At 74.7% G+C, this 16,173-nt stretch carries 18 protein-coding genes and 3 tRNA genes; 14 read left to right on the top strand and 7 right to left on the bottom strand.

Features of this window, described 5'->3' with window-relative positions; genetic code table 11:
- Positions 1-34: 34 nt before the first annotated feature.
- Positions 35-1,849, top strand: coding sequence for a DEAD/DEAH box helicase (locus ACQP6G_RS01710; protein WP_429762690.1), 1,815 nt, complete (start codon positions 35-37; stop codon positions 1,847-1,849).
- A 13-nt stretch (positions 1,850-1,862) separates the two neighbouring features.
- On the opposite strand, the gene ACQP6G_RS01705 is transcribed toward ACQP6G_RS01710, so the two are convergent.
- Complete coding sequence (locus tag ACQP6G_RS01705; RefSeq protein WP_429762434.1) at positions 1,863-3,296, bottom strand: nicotinate phosphoribosyltransferase; 1,434 nt, start codon at positions 3,294-3,296, stop codon at positions 1,863-1,865.
- Positions 3,297-3,391: 95 nt separating this feature from the next.
- Between ACQP6G_RS01705 and clpS the strand changes: the two genes are divergently transcribed.
- From clpS to ACQP6G_RS01680, 5 genes are all read left to right on the top strand, one after another.
- Complete coding sequence (clpS, locus tag ACQP6G_RS01700; protein ID WP_429762433.1) at positions 3,392-3,775, top strand: ATP-dependent Clp protease adapter ClpS; 384 nt, start codon at positions 3,392-3,394, stop codon at positions 3,773-3,775.
- Complete coding sequence (locus ACQP6G_RS01695; RefSeq protein WP_429762432.1) at positions 3,772-4,479, top strand: DUF2017 family protein; 708 nt, start codon at positions 3,772-3,774, stop codon at positions 4,477-4,479. The genes clpS and ACQP6G_RS01695 overlap by 4 nt, the downstream gene beginning before the upstream one ends.
- Before the next feature lie 119 nt (positions 4,480-4,598).
- Complete coding sequence (gene murI, locus ACQP6G_RS01690) at positions 4,599-5,402, top strand: glutamate racemase (RefSeq protein WP_429762431.1); 804 nt, start codon at positions 4,599-4,601, stop codon at positions 5,400-5,402.
- The gene (locus ACQP6G_RS01685; protein WP_429762430.1) at positions 5,399-6,205 is read left to right on the top strand and encodes an MBL fold metallo-hydrolase; all 807 of its coding nucleotides are present in this window, start codon (positions 5,399-5,401) and stop codon (positions 6,203-6,205) included. The genes murI and ACQP6G_RS01685 overlap by 4 nt, the downstream gene beginning before the upstream one ends.
- Before the next feature lie 17 nt (positions 6,206-6,222).
- Positions 6,223-6,630 (top strand): DUF3054 domain-containing protein, encoded by a 408-nt coding sequence (locus ACQP6G_RS01680; RefSeq protein ID WP_429762429.1) that lies wholly within the window; start codon positions 6,223-6,225, stop codon positions 6,628-6,630.
- A 74-nt stretch (positions 6,631-6,704) separates the two neighbouring features.
- Here the strand turns inward: ACQP6G_RS01680 and rdgB are convergent, their stop codons facing one another.
- Both rdgB and rph read right to left on the bottom strand, forming a co-directional pair.
- Positions 6,705-7,376, bottom strand: a complete 672-nt coding sequence (gene rdgB / locus ACQP6G_RS01675) for an RdgB/HAM1 family non-canonical purine NTP pyrophosphatase (RefSeq protein WP_429762428.1) — start codon at positions 7,374-7,376, stop codon at positions 6,705-6,707.
- A 2-nt stretch (positions 7,377-7,378) separates the two neighbouring features.
- Complete coding sequence (gene rph, locus ACQP6G_RS01670) at positions 7,379-8,149, bottom strand: ribonuclease PH (RefSeq protein ID WP_429762427.1); 771 nt, start codon at positions 8,147-8,149, stop codon at positions 7,379-7,381.
- A gap of 37 nt (positions 8,150-8,186) precedes the next feature.
- On the opposite strand from rph, the gene ACQP6G_RS01665 reads away from it, so the two are divergent.
- On the top strand, positions 8,187-9,842 hold the full coding sequence (locus ACQP6G_RS01665) for an ATP-binding cassette domain-containing protein (protein ID WP_429762426.1): 1,656 nt from the start codon (positions 8,187-8,189) through the stop codon (positions 9,840-9,842).
- A 40-nt stretch (positions 9,843-9,882) separates the two neighbouring features.
- Here ACQP6G_RS01665 and ACQP6G_RS01660 read toward each other — a convergent pair whose 3' ends face one another.
- Together ACQP6G_RS01660 and ACQP6G_RS01655 are read right to left on the bottom strand one after the other, a co-directional pair.
- Entirely contained in the window at positions 9,883-10,524 is a 642-nt protein-coding gene (locus ACQP6G_RS01660) for a Pr6Pr family membrane protein (protein ID WP_429762425.1), read from the bottom strand.
- Positions 10,521-11,093 (bottom strand): NUDIX hydrolase family protein, encoded by a 573-nt coding sequence (locus ACQP6G_RS01655; protein ID WP_429762424.1) that lies wholly within the window; start codon positions 11,091-11,093, stop codon positions 10,521-10,523. Before ACQP6G_RS01655 ends, ACQP6G_RS01660 begins: the two co-directional genes overlap by 4 nt.
- 111 nt (positions 11,094-11,204) lie before the next feature.
- Between ACQP6G_RS01655 and trxA the strand changes: the two genes are divergently transcribed.
- A complete protein-coding gene (gene trxA, locus ACQP6G_RS01650; protein WP_429762423.1) occupies positions 11,205-11,582 on the top strand; it encodes a thioredoxin in 378 nt (125 codons plus the stop codon).
- Positions 11,583-11,669: 87 nt separating this feature from the next.
- A tRNA-Leu gene (locus ACQP6G_RS01645) sits at positions 11,670-11,751 on the top strand.
- A gap of 19 nt (positions 11,752-11,770) precedes the next feature.
- On the opposite strand, the gene ACQP6G_RS01640 is transcribed toward ACQP6G_RS01645, so the two are convergent.
- Positions 11,771-12,271, bottom strand: coding sequence for a MarR family winged helix-turn-helix transcriptional regulator (locus tag ACQP6G_RS01640; protein ID WP_429762422.1), 501 nt, complete (start codon positions 12,269-12,271; stop codon positions 11,771-11,773).
- Between the two features lie 30 nt (positions 12,272-12,301).
- Between ACQP6G_RS01640 and ACQP6G_RS01635 the strand changes: the two genes are divergently transcribed.
- Positions 12,302-13,387 (top strand): GNAT family N-acetyltransferase, encoded by a 1,086-nt coding sequence (locus ACQP6G_RS01635; protein ID WP_429762421.1) that lies wholly within the window; start codon positions 12,302-12,304, stop codon positions 13,385-13,387.
- Between the two features lie 29 nt (positions 13,388-13,416).
- On the opposite strand, the gene ACQP6G_RS01630 is transcribed toward ACQP6G_RS01635, so the two are convergent.
- Positions 13,417-13,923 carry a peroxiredoxin gene (locus tag ACQP6G_RS01630; protein WP_429762420.1) on the bottom strand — a complete coding sequence of 169 codons (507 nt, stop codon included), beginning with the start codon at positions 13,921-13,923 and terminating at the stop codon, positions 13,417-13,419.
- Between the two features lie 167 nt (positions 13,924-14,090).
- On the opposite strand from ACQP6G_RS01630, the gene ACQP6G_RS01625 reads away from it, so the two are divergent.
- From ACQP6G_RS01625 to ACQP6G_RS01610, 4 genes are all read left to right on the top strand, one after another.
- Complete coding sequence (locus tag ACQP6G_RS01625; RefSeq protein ID WP_429762689.1) at positions 14,091-14,387, top strand: GroES family chaperonin; 297 nt, start codon at positions 14,091-14,093, stop codon at positions 14,385-14,387.
- 40 nt (positions 14,388-14,427) lie between these two features.
- Entirely contained in the window at positions 14,428-15,621 is a 1,194-nt protein-coding gene (locus ACQP6G_RS01620) for an acyl-CoA dehydrogenase family protein (RefSeq protein ID WP_429762419.1), read from the top strand.
- 81 nt (positions 15,622-15,702) lie between these two features.
- Positions 15,703-15,778 (top strand) — tRNA-Lys (locus tag ACQP6G_RS01615).
- A gap of 77 nt (positions 15,779-15,855) precedes the next feature.
- A tRNA-Lys gene (locus ACQP6G_RS01610) sits at positions 15,856-15,931 on the top strand.
- The last annotated feature ends 242 nt before the right edge of the window (positions 15,932-16,173 follow it).

Here is a 16,173-nt window from a genome sequence, read left to right as displayed (position 1 = left end):
GCAGCCGCTTCCCGAGCCCGAGTCCACCCCTGATCTGTTCGCCGCCGCTGCGGAACCGGTCAAGCCGCTGCCGCAGTCGCCGTCGTCGTCCGCGGCGTCGCACCTCAGCCCGGCGTTCCCGCGCCGCGCGCCCTGGGGCACGGCGTCCAACCTGCGTGCCTGGCAGGCCGAGGCGCTCGACCTGTACCGGCGCCGCGACCCGCGGGACTTCCTCGCGGTCGCGACGCCCGGAGCCGGCAAGACGACGTTCGCCCTGCGCGTGGCCACGGAGCTGCTCGAGGCGGGCATCGTGCGCCGCGTGACCGTCGTCGCGCCGACCGAGCACCTCAAGCACCAGTGGGCGGACGCCGCCGCGCGCGTCGGCATCCGGATCGACCCGTCGTTCAAGAACAGCCAGGGCCGGCACGGCTCGCACTACGACGGCGTCGCCCTGACGTACGCGCAGGTCGCGGCCAAGCCGGCGCTGCACCGCGCCCGGACCGAGGCGGCGCGCACGCTCGTCATCCTCGACGAGGTGCACCACGGCGGCGACGCCCTGAGCTGGGGCGAGGCCGTCCGCGAGGCGTTCGAGGACGCCACGCGCCGTCTGGCGCTGACCGGCACGCCGTTCCGGTCGGACACCGCGCCGATCCCGTTCGTCACGTACGAGGAGGACCGCGAGGGGATCCGCCGGTCCAAGGCCGACTACACGTACGGCTACGGCGACGCGCTGCGCGACCACGTCGTGCGGCCCGTGCTGTTCATGACGTACTCGGGCAACATGCGCTGGCGCACCAAGGCCGGCGACGAGGTCAGCGCCCGCCTCGGCGAGGCGATGACGAAGGACATGCACGCCCAGGCGTGGCGCACCGCGCTGGACCCGAACGGCGAGTGGATCCCGTCGGTGCTCGCCGGGGCCGACAAGCGGCTCACGGAGATGCGCCGCGCCGTCCCCGACGCCGGCGGCCTCGTCATCGCGACCGACCAGACGGACGCGCGCGCCTACGCGGGCCACCTGGCCCGGCTCACCGGTCAGAGCCCGACCGTCGTCCTGTCCGACGACGACGGCGCCAGCGCCCGCATCGACGAGTTCGCGCAGGGCGACTCGCGGTGGATGGTCGCCGTGCGCATGGTGTCCGAGGGCGTGGACGTGCCGCGCCTGGCGGTGGGCGTGTACGCGACCAGCACCTCGACGCCCCTGTTCTTCGCGCAGGCGGTCGGCCGCTTCGTGCGGGCCCGCAAGCGTGGCGAGACGGCGTCCGTGTTCCTGCCGAGCGTGCCGCTGCTGCTCGAGCTGGCCAACGGCATGGAGCTCGAGCGCGACCACGCGCTCGACCGCCCCAAGACCGCCGAGGAGCAGGGCATCGAGTACGACCCCGAGGCGGCGCTCCTCGCGGCGGCGAACAAGGAGGAGAAGGCGTCGGGAGAGCTCCTCGGCTCCTTCGAGGCGCTCGAGGCGCAGGCCTCGTTCGACCGGGTCCTGTTCGACGGCGGCGAGTTCGGCACGGGCGCGGACGTCGGCTCCGCGGAGGAGCTCGACTTCCTCGGCCTGCCGGGCCTGCTCGAGGCCGACCAGGTCACCACGCTGCTGCGGCAGCGGCAGGCGCAGCAGGTGCGCGGGCGCGGCGGCGCGACGGCGTCGGAGGCCGCGCTCGAGCAGTCGGAGGCGGAGCACCGCCGGGCCGCCGACCTGCGCAAGGAGCTGTCCAAGCTGGTGTCCGCGTGGGCGCGCAAGAGCAGCACCCCGCACGGCTCCGTGCACAACGAGCTGCGTCGCCGGTGCGGCGGGCCCGAGGTCCCTCTGGCCACGGCCGACCAGCTCGCCGCGCGCGTCGAGATGGTGCGGGGCTGGTTCGTCGGGAAGCGATAGCCGCACCCCACCTCTAGCGCAGGACGAGGTCCACGGTGGGGATGGCCGGGTCGCCGGCGGACAGCCGGCGGCCGCCGCGCGGCAGCTCCGCGCGCGCCTGGAGGTGGTGGCGGGCCGCGTTCTGCACGCCGTAGGCACCCACCCAGCGGGAGTCGACGGCGCCGTCCACGACGAGCGGCACGAGCAGGCTGCGCAGGTCGGGGCGCTCGCCGTCGGCGGTCTCGCCGACCTGTCCGCCGTCCTCGGGGGACCAGGACACGACGAGGTCGTCCGGGCCGGTGACGAGGACCTCCTCGACCGCGCGCCCGTCGGGCCCGTAGCGCCGCGCCGCCCCCTTGCGACCGCCCTGGCTCGTCTTGTGCGTGGACGCCTTCGCCACCGGCTGCAGCACCCCGGACGGGTCGGCGCGCGCGACGAGCTTGTAGACCATGCCGCAGGTGGGCGCGCCGGAGCCCGTGACGAGCGACGTCCCGACCCCGTACACGTCCACGGGCATCGCCGCGAGCCCGGCGATCGCGTGCTCGTCGAGGTCGGACGTCACGACGATCTTCGTGCCGGTGGCGCCCAGCTCGTCGAGCTGGCGGCGCACCTCGACGGCGAGGACGCCGAGGTCGCCCGAGTCGAGGCGGACCGCGCCGAGCGACGTCCCGCCCGCGGCGACGGCGTTCTCGACGCCGCGCCGGACGTCGTAGGTGTCGACCAGCAGGGTGGTGCCCGACCCGAGCGACGCGATCTGGGAGTCGAACGCCGAGCGCTCGTCGTCGTGCAGGAGCGTGAACGCGTGCGCTGCGGTGCCGATGGTGTCGAGGCCGTACCGCATGCCCGCCTCGAGGTTCGACGTGCCCGTGAAGCCGCCGACGACGGCGGCGCGCGCGGCCGCCACGGCCGCCTGCTCGTGCGCGCGGCGCGAGCCCATCTCGAGCACGGGGCGGTCCACGGCGGCGCTGGTCATCCGCGACGCGGCCGACGCGATGGCGGAGTCGTAGTTGAGGATCGACAGGATCAGCGTCTCGAGCAGCACGGCCTCGGCGAACGTGCCCTCGACCTGCAGCACCGGCGAGCCCGGGAAGAAGATCTCGCCCTCCGCGTAGCCCTGGATCGTGCCCGTGAAGCGGTAGCCGCGCAGGAAGTCGAGGGTCCGGTCGTCGACGACGCCGGCGCGTTCGAGGTAGGCGAGCTCGGCGTCGCCGAAGCGGAAGTGCGCGAGCGCCTCGAGGATGCGCCCGGTGCCAGCGAGGACCCCGTACCGCCGCCCGGCCGGCAGCCGCCGCGTGAACACCTCGAACACGCAGTGGCGGTGGGCGGTGCCGTCCGCGAGGGCCGCCTGCAGCATCGTCAGCTCGTACCGGTCGGTGAGGAGGGCGACCGACGGGCGGACGGACGGGAGCGGGGCGGCCGGGACGGCCTGCAGCGACGGGGCGGCGCCGCCCCGGGGCTCGTCGGTCATGGGGACACGGTAGGGCTCCCGCGCTGGTCCGGCAGGGTGAAGCCCGCCAGGCGGACGGTCGACGACCGGTGGACGGCTGTGCCTACGCTGGGCGCGTGAACGGGCAGACGACGAGGGGCGCGAGGCTCGCGACAGCGGCCGCGGCGACCGAGGCGGCGGGGGACACCCAGGTCGACACCCGGGAGGACGCGGCGGCCGCCGTCGCGGACCCCTGGGTGACGATCGTGTGGAACGACCCGGTGAACCTCATGTCGTACGTGAGCTACGTCTTCGAGAGCTACTTCGGCTACCCGCCGGCGAAGGCGCAGAAGCTGATGCTGCAGGTGCACCACGACGGGCGCGCCGTGGTGTCGTCCGGGCCGCGCGAGCGCATGGAGGTCGACGTGCAGGCGATGCACGGGTTCGGGCTGTGGGCCACGCTGCGGCAGTCGGGCGCCTCGGACGGCGGCGCCTCCGGCCACGACGGGGGTGCGGCATGACGCCGTTCCGGTCCGCGCCGGCGGGCTACGTCGCCCGGTGGGACGACGTCGAGCGGGAGGTGCTCGGGCGCGTCGCGCGGGACGTCGCGGAGCTGGTGCGCGCGGAGTCGGGCCTGGAGCCCGGGATCGAGGTCGGCGACGGCGTCGCGTTCACGGGCGTCGCGCGGGTGCCGCAGGACCCGGCGGTGCAGCGCCTGCTGCCCGACGCGCACGACGAGGACGCCGACGTCGCCGCCGAGTTCCGGCACCTGACGCAGACGGACCTCGCGGCCGGGAAGGTGGCCCGGCTCGTCGCGTTCGCCGACGCGATCGACTCCCCGGACGAGCTGCCGGACGACCCGCGCGACGGGGCGGAGCTCGTCGTGCCGCGCGAGTCCGCGCAGGAGTTCGCGGGCGCGCTCACCGACGTGCGGCTCGTGCTGGCGGAGCGGCTGGGGCTGGTCGACGACGCGGACGTCGAGACGCTGCACGACGACGTCCTGGCCGGCATCGACGACGACGTCGACGACACCGACGATGCGGACGACGACCCGGACGAGGACTCCGACGACGCCCCGGACGAGTACGCCGGCTGGGAGCGGGTCGGGTTGTCGGGCCGCGAGCGCCGCTACTGGGGCGGGGTGTTCGTGGCCGCCGGGTTCGCGCAGGAGTCGCTGGTCGACGAGATGCTCGCGGAGCTGAGGGCGGGGCGCGCGGAGGCGTGACGGCGCGGGTGGCGGGCGGCGTATCAGCGCAGGCGGGAGCATCGCTGTGGCGGGCGCCACGCCGTGTCGCCGCTCACTCCCCGGGGTCGTGACGGTCCGTCGCGACTAGGCTTCCTCGCGTGAACGACGCCCCCATCGGGATCTTCGACAGCGGCGTCGGCGGGCTGACCGTCGCGCGCTCCATCCTCGACCAGCTTCCCCACGAGCAGGTGCTCTACCTGGGGGACACGGCGAACAGCCCGTACGGGCCGAAGCCGCTCGCTGCCGTGCGCGCGATGGCGCTCGCGGTGATGGACCGGCTGGTCGACGAGGGCGTGAAGATGCTGGTCATCGCCTGCAACTCCGCCACCGCGGTGGCGCTGCCCGACGCCCGCGAGCGGTACACCGTGCGGCGCGGCATCCCCGTCGTCGAGGTGATCCGGCCCGCCGCGCGACGGGCGGTGCTCACGTCCCGGACGGGCCGCATCGGCGTCATCGGCACGAAGACCACCATCGACTCCCGCGCGTACGACGACGCCTTCCACGTGACGCCGGGGCTGGAGATCACCACGCAGGCGTGCCCGGACTTCGTGCCGCTCGTCGAGCGCGGGCTGACGTCCGGGCCCGAGGTCCTGGAGGTCGCCCACCGCTACCTCGACCCGGTGAAGGCCGCGGGCGTGGACACGCTCGTCCTGGGGTGCACGCACTACCCGCTGCTGGCGGGCGCCGTCTCCTACGTGATGGGCGAGGACGTCACGCTCGTGTCCAGCGCCGAGGAGACGGCGAAGGACGTGTACCGCAACCTCGTGCAGCACGGGCTGGAGCGCTCGCCCGACGCGGCCCCGCCCGTGCACCGGTTCCTGGCCACCGGGGACACCGAGCCGTTCGAGCGGCTCGCACGCCGGTTCCTGGGGCCGGAGGTGACCCTGGTGGAGGCCGCATGAGGCTCGTCACCGTGGGGGTCTCGGGGTCCTTCCCCGGGCCGGCGTCACCCGCGTCCGCCTACCTGCTGCAGGCGCACGACGGCGAGCGCGACTGGAACGTCGTGCTCGACCTCGGCAACGGGGCGCTCGGCGCCCTGCAGCGGCACGTCGACCCGCTCGACCTGGACGCCGTCGCGCTGTCCCACCTGCACCCCGACCACTGCGCGGACCTGTCCGGGCTGTACGTGTACCTGCGGTACCACCCGGAGCGGGGCGGCACCCGCACGGGCGTCGGGCGCCGGCTGCCGGTGCTCGGGCCGAGCACGACCGCGGACCGCGCGGCGGCGATGTACGGCCTGGCCGCGGGGGAGTCGATGGACGGCGAGTACGACGTCCGCGCCTGGCAGCCGGGGACGCCGGTGCAGGTCGGCCCGTTCGAGCTGGAGCCGTTCGCGGTGTACCACCCGGTCGAGGCGTACGGCATCCGCGTGACGGGGCCGTCGTCGGTGCGCCCGGGGGAGCGGGTCACGCTCGTCTACTCGGGGGACACCGACGCGTGCGACGGCCTCGTCGAGGGCGCCCGCGGCGCCGACCTGTTCCTGTGCGAGGCGGCCTTCCAGGAGGGGCGCGACGACGGCGTCGAGCGCGGCATCCACCTCACCGGCCTGCGGGCGGGCGAGGCCGCCGCGGCCGCCGGGGTGCGGAGCCTGCTGCTCACCCACCTGCCGGTGTGGAACGCGCCGGACGTCGCGATCGCCGAGGCCCGGTCGGCCTACGACGGACCGGTCGCCGTGGCGACGGCCGGCGGGGTGCACGCGCTGTGAGCGGTAGCCTCGGCCCCGTGAACGCTGCCCCGGCCCCCGCCTCCCCGACGACTCCGACGGCACGGCCCGCCTGGCCCGCCGCCGTCTGCGACCTCGTGTGCGTGCTCGTGTTCACCGTGGTCGGCACGCTCAGCCACGACACCGCAGGCGTCGGGCACGTCGCGCTGGTCGGGCTGCCGTTCGTCGTCGGCCTCGCCGTCGGCTGGCTCGCGACGCGGGCCTGGCGCGCCCCCGCGCAGGTCTGGCCCACCGGCGTGGCCGTGTGGTTCGCCACGGTCGTGCTGGGCCTGGTGCTGCGGCCGGTGCTCGGCATCGGCGGCGTCGAGGTGTCGTTCGCGGTCGTCACCGCCGTCTTCCTGGGCGTGACCATGCTGGGCTGGCGCGCCCTCGCGTCCCTCGCCGCCCGCCGAGGCACCACTCCCTGATCGTTGTGAGCGTGATTTTGGCCCTGTTTCGGACTCGAAACAGGGCCAAAATCACGCTCACAACGATCAGGTGGTCAGGCGAGGGCCTCGGCGACCGCCGGCGCGAGGGCGCGGAACGCCTTGCCGCGGTGGCTGATGGCGTTCTTCTCCGCCGGGGTGAGCTCGGACGACGTGCGCGCGCCGGGCGTGCCGTCGGCGGCCGGGGCCTGCTCGACGGGCACGTGGATCGGGTCGTAGCCGAAGCCGTTGCTCCCGCGCGGGGCGCGCACGAGGGTGCCGGGCATCTCGCCGAGGCACACCTCCTCGCGGCCGTCCGGGGTCACGAGCGCGGCCGCGCACACGAACGCCGCCGCGCGGTGCTCGTCGTGCACGTCGCCCAGCTGGGCGAGGAGGAGCCGGAGGTTCGCCTCGTCGTCGCCGTGCCTTCCCGACCAGCGGGCGGAGAAGATGCCGGGCGCGCCGCCCATGACGTCCACGCTCAGGCCGGAGTCGTCCGCGACGGCGGGCAGGCCGGTCGCCGCGGCCAGCGCACGGGCCTTGATCAGCGCGTTCTCGACGAACGACACGCCGTCCTCGACCGGCTCGGGGGCGCCGACGTCGGCCGCCGACACCACGGCCTCGTCGGGCAGGGCGTCCAGGCCGGGCTGATCGCGCAGGATCGCGCGCAGCTCGGTGAGCTTGCCGCGGTTGTGCGTGGCCAGCACGAGGCGGGCGCCGGCGGGGACGGTCACGGTCGCGTCGGGCATCGTCACAGCTCCTGCGCCAGCGCGGCGCGCTGGCGCTCGGTGAGCTCGGCGGTGCCGGCGACGGCGAGGTCGAGGAGGGCGTCGAGCTCGGCGCGGTCGAACGGCGCGTGCTCGGCGGTGCCCTGCACCTCGACGAACGTGCCCGAGCCCGTCGTCACGACGTTCATGTCCGTCTCGGCCCGCACGTCCTCGACGTAGGGCAGGTCGAGCATCGGGCTGCCGTCGATGATGCCGACGCTGACGGCCGCGACGGAGTCCGTGAGGACCTTCTTGCCGCCGGTGACGTGGCCGTGGCGGGTGCCCCACGCGACGGCGTCGGCGAGCGCGACGTACGCGCCCGTGATGGCCGCGGTGCGGGTGCCGCCGTCGGCCTGGAGGACGTCGCAGTCGAGGACGATCGTGTTCTCGCCGAGGGCGGAGACGTCGACGACGGCGCGCAGCGCGCGGCCGATGAGGCGGGAGATCTCGTGCGTGCGGCCGCCGATCTTGCCCTTGACCGACTCGCGCTGGCTGCGCTCGTTCGTCGCGCGGGGGAGCATCGCGTACTCCGCGGTGACCCAGCCCTCGCCGGACCCCTTCTTCCAGCGCGGCACGCCCTCGGTGAACGAGGCCGTGCACAGCACGCGGGTGCTGCCGAACTCCACCAGCACGGAGCCCTCGGCGTTCTGGGTCCAGCCGCGCGTGATCGTGACGGGGCGGAGCTGGGAGGGCGTGCGACCGTCGGCGCGGAGGGTGACATCAGGCGTGGCGGCCTCGGAAGCGGGGGAAGTCATGCGGCCACCCTATGCGAGCCGCACGTAGGGTTGTCCGGTGCAGCTCACCGCCACGGACCTCGCGTTCGCCTACCCCGGCCGACCGGTGCTCGACGGCGTGAGCCTCCGCGTCTCCGACGGCACCCGCCTCGGCGTCGTGGGGGAGAACGGGTCCGGCAAGTCGACCCTGCTGCACCTCCTGGCCGGCGACCTCAGGCCGGGCCGCGGAGAGCTCCGGCGCAAGGGGAGCGTCGCGCTGGTGGAGCAGGAGCTCGCGACGACGTCGGGGGAGACGGTGGGCGACCTCGTGCGGCGCACGCTCGCCGACCTGCGTGCGCTCGCGGCCGAGATCGAGAAGGAGGCCGCGTCGTTCGACCACGAGACCGGGGACCTTCGCCGCCTGTCCGGGCTGCTGGCCCGTGCCGAGCACCTGGCCGCGTGGGACGCGGACCGGCGGGTCGACGTCGCGCTCACCCGCCTCGGCGCGGTGCGCGACCCCGACCGGCGCCTCGACACCCTGTCCGTGGGGCAGCGGTACCGGGTGCGCCTCGCGTGCCGGCTCGCGGAGCGCGCCGACCTCCTGCTCCTCGACGAGCCCACCAACCACCTCGACGACTCCGCGATCGAGTTCCTCACCGGCGAGCTGGTCGCGTGGCAGGGCGGCGTCGTGGTCGTGACGCACGACCGCGAGCTGCTCGACGACGTCGCGACCGCCATCCTCGACCTCGACCCGTCGATGGACGGCAAGCCCGTCCTGTACGGGCAGCCGGGCTACCTCGCGTACCGGTTCGCGAAGAACCAGGCCCTGCACCGGTGGCGGCAGCGCTACCGCGCGGAGCAGGAGCGCGCCCGCGTGCTCGCCGAGCGGCTGGACGCGTCGTACGAGGGGCTGTCCGACGAGTGGCGGCCGCCCAAGGGGTCGCAGAAGCACCGCCGCGCGACGCGGGCCCGCATCCACGTCAAGGCCGCCGACCGGCTGATCGAGAAGCTCGAGGCCGAGGCCGTCGAGGTCCCCGTGCCGCCAGCGCGACTCACGTTCCCGGACCTGCCGTCGATGTCGCCGGGGTGGGACCCGGGCGATCCCCTGGTCGAGCTGCGCTCGCCGCGGGTGCTGGCCGACGACGGCGGCGTGCGGCTCGACCTGCCCGGCACCCGCGTCGCGGTGCCGCCGTCGGGCCGGCTGCTGGTCGTCGGGCCGAACGGGACGGGGAAGTCGACGCTGCTCGCGGCGCTCGCGGGCCGGATGGCGCTGGCCCGCGGCACCCGCTCGGTCACGCCCGGCGCCCGGCTGGGCGTCGTGGTCCAGGAGGCGGCGCCCGCGCGTCCCTCCGGCGCCACGCGGGGCGAGGACGCGCCGCAGACCGGATTCGACGCCTACGCCGCCGAGGCGCTGGGGCTGCTGGAGCGCGGCGAGCTGGACCCGGAGCACGTCGTGCCGGTGGCGGCGCTGGGGCTGCTGAGCGAGGAGGACCTCGAGCGGCCGCTGGCGGAGCTGTCGGCCGGGCAGCGGCGTCGGTTCGAGCTCGCGCGGGCGCTGCTGCACGCGCCGCACCTGCTGCTGCTCGACGAGCCGACCAACCACCTGTCCGTGGACCTCGTGGACGAGCTGACCCGGGCCCTGGTCGCCACCCCCGCCGCCGTCGTCGTCGCCACCCACGACCGGCGGATGCGCGCGGACCTGGCGGACTGGCCCGTGCTGGACCTGGGGGCCTGACCCGGTCCGCCCCGGGTGGGGCCAGCGCGGGACCGGGAACTCATCGCCCGCCCGGCGCGGCGGGCAGCCGCCGGTCCGCCCAGCGCGCGACGAGCGCGAGCAGGAGGAACATCGCCGCGACGAGGCCCGCGTTGACGAGCGCCCGCGCGAGGCCCAGCGCGCCCACGTCGAGGAAGGGGTACGGGTACCAGCCGACCATCCCGCCGCGCACGAAGGTGTACGCGATCCAGGCGAGCGGCCCGACGACGGACCAGCCCACCGTCCGCGCGTCCACCCGCGGCCGCGGGCCGGCGAGCAGCCACACGACCACCGCGAGCACGGGGGACGCCACGTGCAGCAGCACGTTGGACAGCTGGCCCGCCTGCGTGAGGCCCTCCACCGTGCCCGCCAGGACGGTGTTGTAGACGATGCCGGTGACGACGATGCACAGCAGGGCGTCGAGGTGCGCGACGCGCAGCAGACGGCCGTCGCGGGTCGGGTCGACGGCGAGGAGCACGGACACGACGCCGATGCCGACGTTCGACAGGATCGTGAAGTACGAGAACAGCCGGACGAGCCGCTCGGCCGTGGTGCCTGCCGCGCCCGGCCCGTCGACCAGCGCGACGACGAGCTCCATGAGCACTCCGCCGAGCGCGGAGACAGCGACGAGCAGGTGCGCGGCGCCCGCCGCCCGCCGGCTCACGACAGGCGACCCACCCAGGCCATCGCCTGCTTCACGATCGTGCCCTGCCCGTGGATCATCTCCGCCTGCACGGTGTCGCTGCACGCCTCCTCGGGGGTGAGCCACGCGAGGTCGAGCGCGTCCTGCTGCGGGCGGCAGTCGCCCGTCACCGGTACGACGTACGCCAGGGAGACGGCGTGCTGGCGGGGGTCGTGGTACGGCGTGATACCGGGCGTGGGGAAGTACTCCGCCACCGTGAACGGCTGCGGCGACGCCGGGACCTGCGGCAGCGCGACCGGCCCGAGGTCCTTCTCGATGTGCCGCAGCAGGGCGTCGCGCACCCGCTCGTGGTACAGCACGCGTCCGGAGACGAGCGCGCGCGTCATGGTGCCGAGCGGGGTGACGCGCAGCAGCAGCCCGACGGCGACCACGTCGCCCGAGTCGTCCACGCGCACGGGCACGGCGTCGACGTAGACCAGCGGGAGCTGCGCCCGCACGGCGGCGAGGTCCTCCGGCGTGAGCCAGCCCGCGGGCTGCGACTCGTCGGGATAGAACTCGTCGTCGGGGGGGAACTCGGCCGTGTCCGTCACATGTCGTTTCTACCAGCCCGGACGGCGGGCCAGCGCGCGGGCAGGCCGCGACGGGAATACTGGGGGCGGCGCCGATGCTGTGCCGAGGAGACCCCCATCGGAAGGACACCCATGGCCACCGTCGAGCTCACCGACGACACGTTCGAGAAGACCGTCACCGACAACGACATCGTGCTGGTCGACTTCTGGGCCGAGTGGTGCGGCCCGTGCAAGCAGTTCGGCCCCGTCTTCGAGGCCTCGTCCGAGGAGAACACGGACGTCGTGCACGCGAAGCTCGACACCGAGGCGAACCAGCGCATCGCCGCCGCCGCGGGCGTGAGCGCCATCCCGACGCTCATGGCGTTCCGCGAGGGGGTGCTCGTCTTCAACCAGGCCGGCGCGCTGCCCGCGCCTGCGCTCAAGCAGGTCGTGGACGCCGTCAAGGGCCTCGACATGGACGAGGTCCGCGCCCAGATCGCCGCCGCGAACAACGGTTCGCCCCAGGCCTGATCGCCGCACCGCCCGCAGCACCCGCGACGGCCGCCCCGCAGAGATCCGGGGCGGCCGTCGTCGTTCGCCTAGACTGACGCGCGCCAAGCCGGAGTGATGGAACAGGCAGACATGCGGCGTTTAGATCGCCGTGCCCCAGGGCGTGCGGGTTCGACTCCCGTCTCCGGCACCGGGCCCGCCCGACGCGGTCAGCCGTCGAGGGGAGCGGCCTCCTCAGACCTGTCACCGAGCTTGTCCGCGATGCGCAGCAGGTCGCGCAGGTCGTCCGCGTCGAGGCGGTCGGCGAACCGTCGGCGGACGGACTCCAGGTGGGTCGGCGTCGCGGCGCGCAGCGCCTCGCGCCCGGCCGCCGTGAGGACGAGCAGGCAGCCTCGGCCGTCCGCGGGGTCGGGTGCCCGGGCGATGAGCCCACGGACCTCCATGCGGCTCGAGTGCCGCGACAACCTGCTGCGCGACCACCCCATCTTCGCGGCCTGCTCGTGCAGGGTGCTGGTGGTCCCGGGGCGCTCGACGAGCGTGCTCAGCACCTCGTAGTCGGGCTCCGAGAGGCCGGTGTCGGCGAGGTCTCGCGCGGTGCCCGCGCGGACGGAGGTCGTCATCCGCCGGAAGGCCCGCCAGGCGCGTTCCTGGTGCTCGTCGAGCCAGGGCGCGGCCGACCCGGGCCGCGCGTCACGCGAAGTCGTTGACATGTCATCATTCTAGGATCTACGTTCATCAACGTGTCAACGAATCCTGTGCGCGTCATGCTCCTCACCTGCAGCACCCGGCCCGGGGCCCTGGGTCCGGCGGTCGCGGAGTGGTTCGGCCGCACCGTCGCACCGGACGCGGCGCGCCTCGGCGTCGAGCTGGTCCCCGTGTCGCTCGCGGATCTCGCCCTGCCCCTCCTCGACGAGGAGGAGCACCCGTCGTCGGGCGTCTACCGGGAGGCGCACACCCGGAGGTGGAGCGCGCTGGTGGATGCGGTGGACGGCTTCGTCGTGGTGACGCCCGAGTACAACTTCGGCATGCCGGCCACGCTCAAGAACGCGCTGGACTACCTGGGCCGGGAGTGGGCGTGGAAGCCGATCGGCTTCGTCAGCTACGGAAACACGTCGGCCGGGACCCGCTCCGTCCAGCATGCCAAGCAGGTCGTGACCACGCTGCAGCTCGTACCGGCCGGGGCGACCGTCGCGCTCCGGATCGGCGACGCCGTCGAGGACGGACGCGTCCGGCCCGACGCGCGGTGGGACGGCGCGGCCCCCCGCGTGCTGCACGAGGTCGCCCGGCTGGCGCAGGCCCTGCGTCCGCTGCGCGAGGCGGCGGCCGACGGGGCCGACGAGGGCCCGGTCCCGGGCTCGTACGTCCGGCGCCTGACGCCCCGCGACGCGGCGGAGGTGGTGGTGCTCCAGCGCTGCTGCTGGGTCGAGGAGGCGCTGGCCAACGACACCCTCGCGCTGGCGCCGCTGCACGAGACCCTCGGCGACGTGCGGCGCTGGCTGTCGGACTGGGACGTCACGGGGCTGTGGCGCGACGGGCGGCTGCTCGGGATGGTCCGCACCCGGCGCGAGGGCACGGAGGCGCACGTCGGCCGCCTCGCCGTGGCGCCCGACGTGCGCGGCGCCGGCGTCGGGCGATGGCTGCTGCGTCGCGCTCAGGCCGGCCTCGCGCCGGGGTACGAGCGGGTGGTGCTGAGCACCGGCGCGCGCAGCGAGCGCAACCTCAGGCTCTACGAGAGCGAGGGGTTCGCGCGGCAGGACGATGCCGTGGACGGCGTCGTCCGGCTCGGCAAGCCCGTCCCGCCCCCGAGCGCCGTGCTCGCGTCCTGAGGGCGCGGCGGCTGCCCGCGCCCGCTCGCTCAGTCCAGGCCGAGCGTCTTGCGCACCCGGGCGACGTGGCCGGTGGCCTTGACGTTGTACTGCGCGACGGCGACCTTGCCCTCCGGGTCGACGACGACCGTGGAGCGGATGACGCCCACGTACGTCTTGCCGTAGTTCTTCTTCTCCCCCCACGCGCCCCAGGCCTCGAGCGCCTCGTGCTCGGTGTCGGCGAGGAGGGGGAAGGTCAGGGCGTCGCGCTCGGCGAACGTCGCGAGCTTGTCGACGCCGTCCGGCGAGACGCCGACGACGGCGTAGCCGGCGCCCTGCAGGGAGGCGAGGGAGTCGCGGAAGTCGCACGCCTCGGTGGTGCAGCCCGGCGTCATCGCGGCGGGGTAGAAGTACACGACGACGCCCTGGCGGCCGGGCTCGGCGAGCGCCTCGGCCAGGGAGAACGTGCCGGTGGTGCGGCCGGTGCCGTCGGGGTCGGGCAGGACGGCGGGCAGCTCGAGGGCGGGGGCGGCGTCGCCGACGGCGAGACGGGTCACGGGTGCTCCAAGGTGTCGGGGTCGTGCGGTGCGCGGCCACAGGGTTCGCGGCAGGTTCGCGGGCGCGCGCTCGGCGTCGAGCCTAGACGCCCAGGTCGTCTAGCGTGGAGCCCGTGACCGACCGCGCGCCCCGCACCACGCCCGACAGCAAGCCGCTGCCCATCCGCATGCTGCACGACCGCCTGCTGGTGCAGCCGGAGGTGGACTCGGCCGAGCGGCAGTCGACGGCGGGCCTCGTGATCCCCGCGACCGCGGCAGGGGCCAAGCGCCTCGCGTGGGCGCAGGTGGTGGCCAAGGGCGAGCACGTGCGCCAGGTCGCCGTGGGCGACCGCGTGCTCTACGACCCGGAGGACCGGGCCGAGGTGGACCTCGGCGGCACGGACTACGTGCTGCTGCGCGAGCGCGACGTGCACGGCGTCACGGAGACCGAGGACGAGGGCGGCGCGACCGGCCTGTACCTCTGACGTTCGCCGCCGGCACGGTGGCGTCTGCCACAGTGACGTCATGACGGGTGACCCCCTGGACCTGCTGGCGCTCGACGACGAGCTCAGCCCGACCGAGCGCGAGACCCGCGACCGGGTGCGGGCGCTGGTCGACGAGCACGTCCGCCCGCACGTCGCGCGCTGGTTCGCGGACGGCGTGTTCCCGCTCGACCTGGTGCCCCGCCTCGCCGAGGCGGGGCTGCTCGGCATGCACCTGCACGGCCACGGCTGCGCGGGCCGGTCGGCGGTCGAGTACGGCCTGGCGATGGCGGAGCTGGAGGCGGGGGACTCCGGGATCCGCACCTTCGTCTCGGTGCAGGGCTCGCTCGCGATGACCGCGATCGCGAAGCACGGGTCGCCCGCGCAGCGGGAGCGCTGGCTGCCGGGGATGGCGGCGGGCGAGACGATCGGGTGCTTCGCGCTCACCGAGCCCGGCGCCGGCTCCGACCCCGCCTCGATGACGACGACGGCGGCGCGCGTCGGCGACGAGTGGGTGCTGTCGGGACGCAAGCGGTGGATCGGGCTCGCGTCGGTCGCCGACGTCGCCGTGGTGTGGGCGCGTGCCTCCGACCCGACCGAGGGCGTCGAGGAGGCGCGGCCGCGGGTGCGCGGCTTCCTCGTCCCGACGACGACGCCCGGCTTCGTTGCGACGCCCATCGAGCCGAAGCTGTCGCTGCGTGCGTCGGTCCAGTGCGACATCGTGCTCGACGACGTCCGGCTGCCCGCCGACGCCGTCCTGCCGGAGCACCCCGGCCTAGCCGGGCCGTTCGCCTGCTTGGCGGAGGCGCGCTACGGCATCGCGTGGGGCGCGGCCGGGGCCGCGCGCGACAGCCTCGACGCCGCCCTGCGGCACGCGGGGGAACGGGTCCAGTTCGGCCGCCCGCTCTCGGCGTTCCAGCTCACGCAGGCGAAGCTGGTCGACATGGCCCTGGAGGTGTCCCGGGCGCAGCTCCTGGCGCTGCGGCTCGGGCGGCTCAAGGACGACGGGCGGCTGGAGCCGCACCAGATCTCGGCCGGCAAGCTGGCGAACGTGCGGTCCGCGATCGAGGTCGCCCGGACCGCCCGCACCGTGCTCGGGGGCGACGGCATCACCCTGGAGCACTCGCCGATGCGGCACGCCGCGAACCTCGAGGCGGTGCGCACGTACGAGGGCACCGACGAGGTGCACACCCTGATCCTGGGCCGGCACCTGACCGGCCACCAGGCGTTCCGGTGACCTGTCGTGCAGGTCACAGCGCTGACCGGCTGCGACGGTTTCTCTGCAGCCCCGCACGGCTGGTAATGTTTCACCCCGCCAGCGCCATTAGCTCAATTGGCAGAGCAGCTGACTCTTAATCAGCGGGTTCGGGGTTCGAGTCCCTGATGGCGCACCAGCACGAGGTCCCCGTACCGCGGGGACCTCGTCGCGTGAGGACCTCCTGGTGCGAGCCTGCGGGCGTCCTCTGGCCACGCGCCATTAGCTCAATTGGCAGAGCAGCTGACTCTTAATCAGCGGGTTCGGGGTTCGAGTCCCTGATGGCGCACCACCAAGCCCCGTCCGGCAGCGCCGGGCGGGGCTTCGTCGTGCCCGGAGCAGGTGGCGTCCAGTGGTCGTCCAGAGTTCTCCCGGTCGCCCCCGGCATGCACCGGGGAGTTCACCCGCCGCCGCCACGCTGTGGTCCCGGGTGAGCCCGGGCTGCCTGGCGGGAGCGCCCTTCCCTCATCGACGACAGGAAGGACGGCACGCTGATGCGGCCGAACCCCTCGCGACGCCTACGGGCGTCCACCC

Origin of the sequence: Isoptericola nanjingensis (assembly GCF_050311635.1) — a bacterium.
Classification (GTDB): Bacteria; Actinomycetota; Actinomycetes; order Actinomycetales; family Cellulomonadaceae; genus Isoptericola; species Isoptericola nanjingensis.
This window is presented reverse-complemented; position numbering and strand designations above follow the sequence as displayed.

Excerpts from the sequence above, each read along its gene's own strand:
- ACQP6G_RS01705 (WP_429762434.1), bottom strand. The coding sequence starts at position 3,296 with ATGACCGACGAGCCCCGGGGCGGCGCCGCCCCGTCGCTGCAGGCCGTC.
- ACQP6G_RS01695 (WP_429762432.1), top strand. The coding sequence starts at position 3,772 with ATGACGCCGTTCCGGTCCGCGCCGGCGGGCTACGTCGCCCGGTGGGAC.
- ACQP6G_RS01685 (WP_429762430.1), top strand. The coding sequence starts at position 5,399 with ATGAGGCTCGTCACCGTGGGGGTCTCGGGGTCCTTCCCCGGGCCGGCG.
- rdgB (WP_429762428.1), bottom strand. The coding sequence starts at position 7,376 with ATGCCCGACGCGACCGTGACCGTCCCCGCCGGCGCCCGCCTCGTGCTG.
- rph (WP_429762427.1), bottom strand. The coding sequence starts at position 8,149 with ATGACTTCCCCCGCTTCCGAGGCCGCCACGCCTGATGTCACCCTCCGC.
- trxA (WP_429762423.1), top strand. The coding sequence starts at position 11,205 with ATGGCCACCGTCGAGCTCACCGACGACACGTTCGAGAAGACCGTCACC.
- ACQP6G_RS01640 (WP_429762422.1), bottom strand. The coding sequence starts at position 12,271 with ATGTCAACGACTTCGCGTGACGCGCGGCCCGGGTCGGCCGCGCCCTGG.
- ACQP6G_RS01625 (WP_429762689.1), top strand. The coding sequence starts at position 14,091 with ATGCTGCACGACCGCCTGCTGGTGCAGCCGGAGGTGGACTCGGCCGAG.
- ACQP6G_RS01620 (WP_429762419.1), top strand. The coding sequence starts at position 14,428 with ATGACGGGTGACCCCCTGGACCTGCTGGCGCTCGACGACGAGCTCAGC.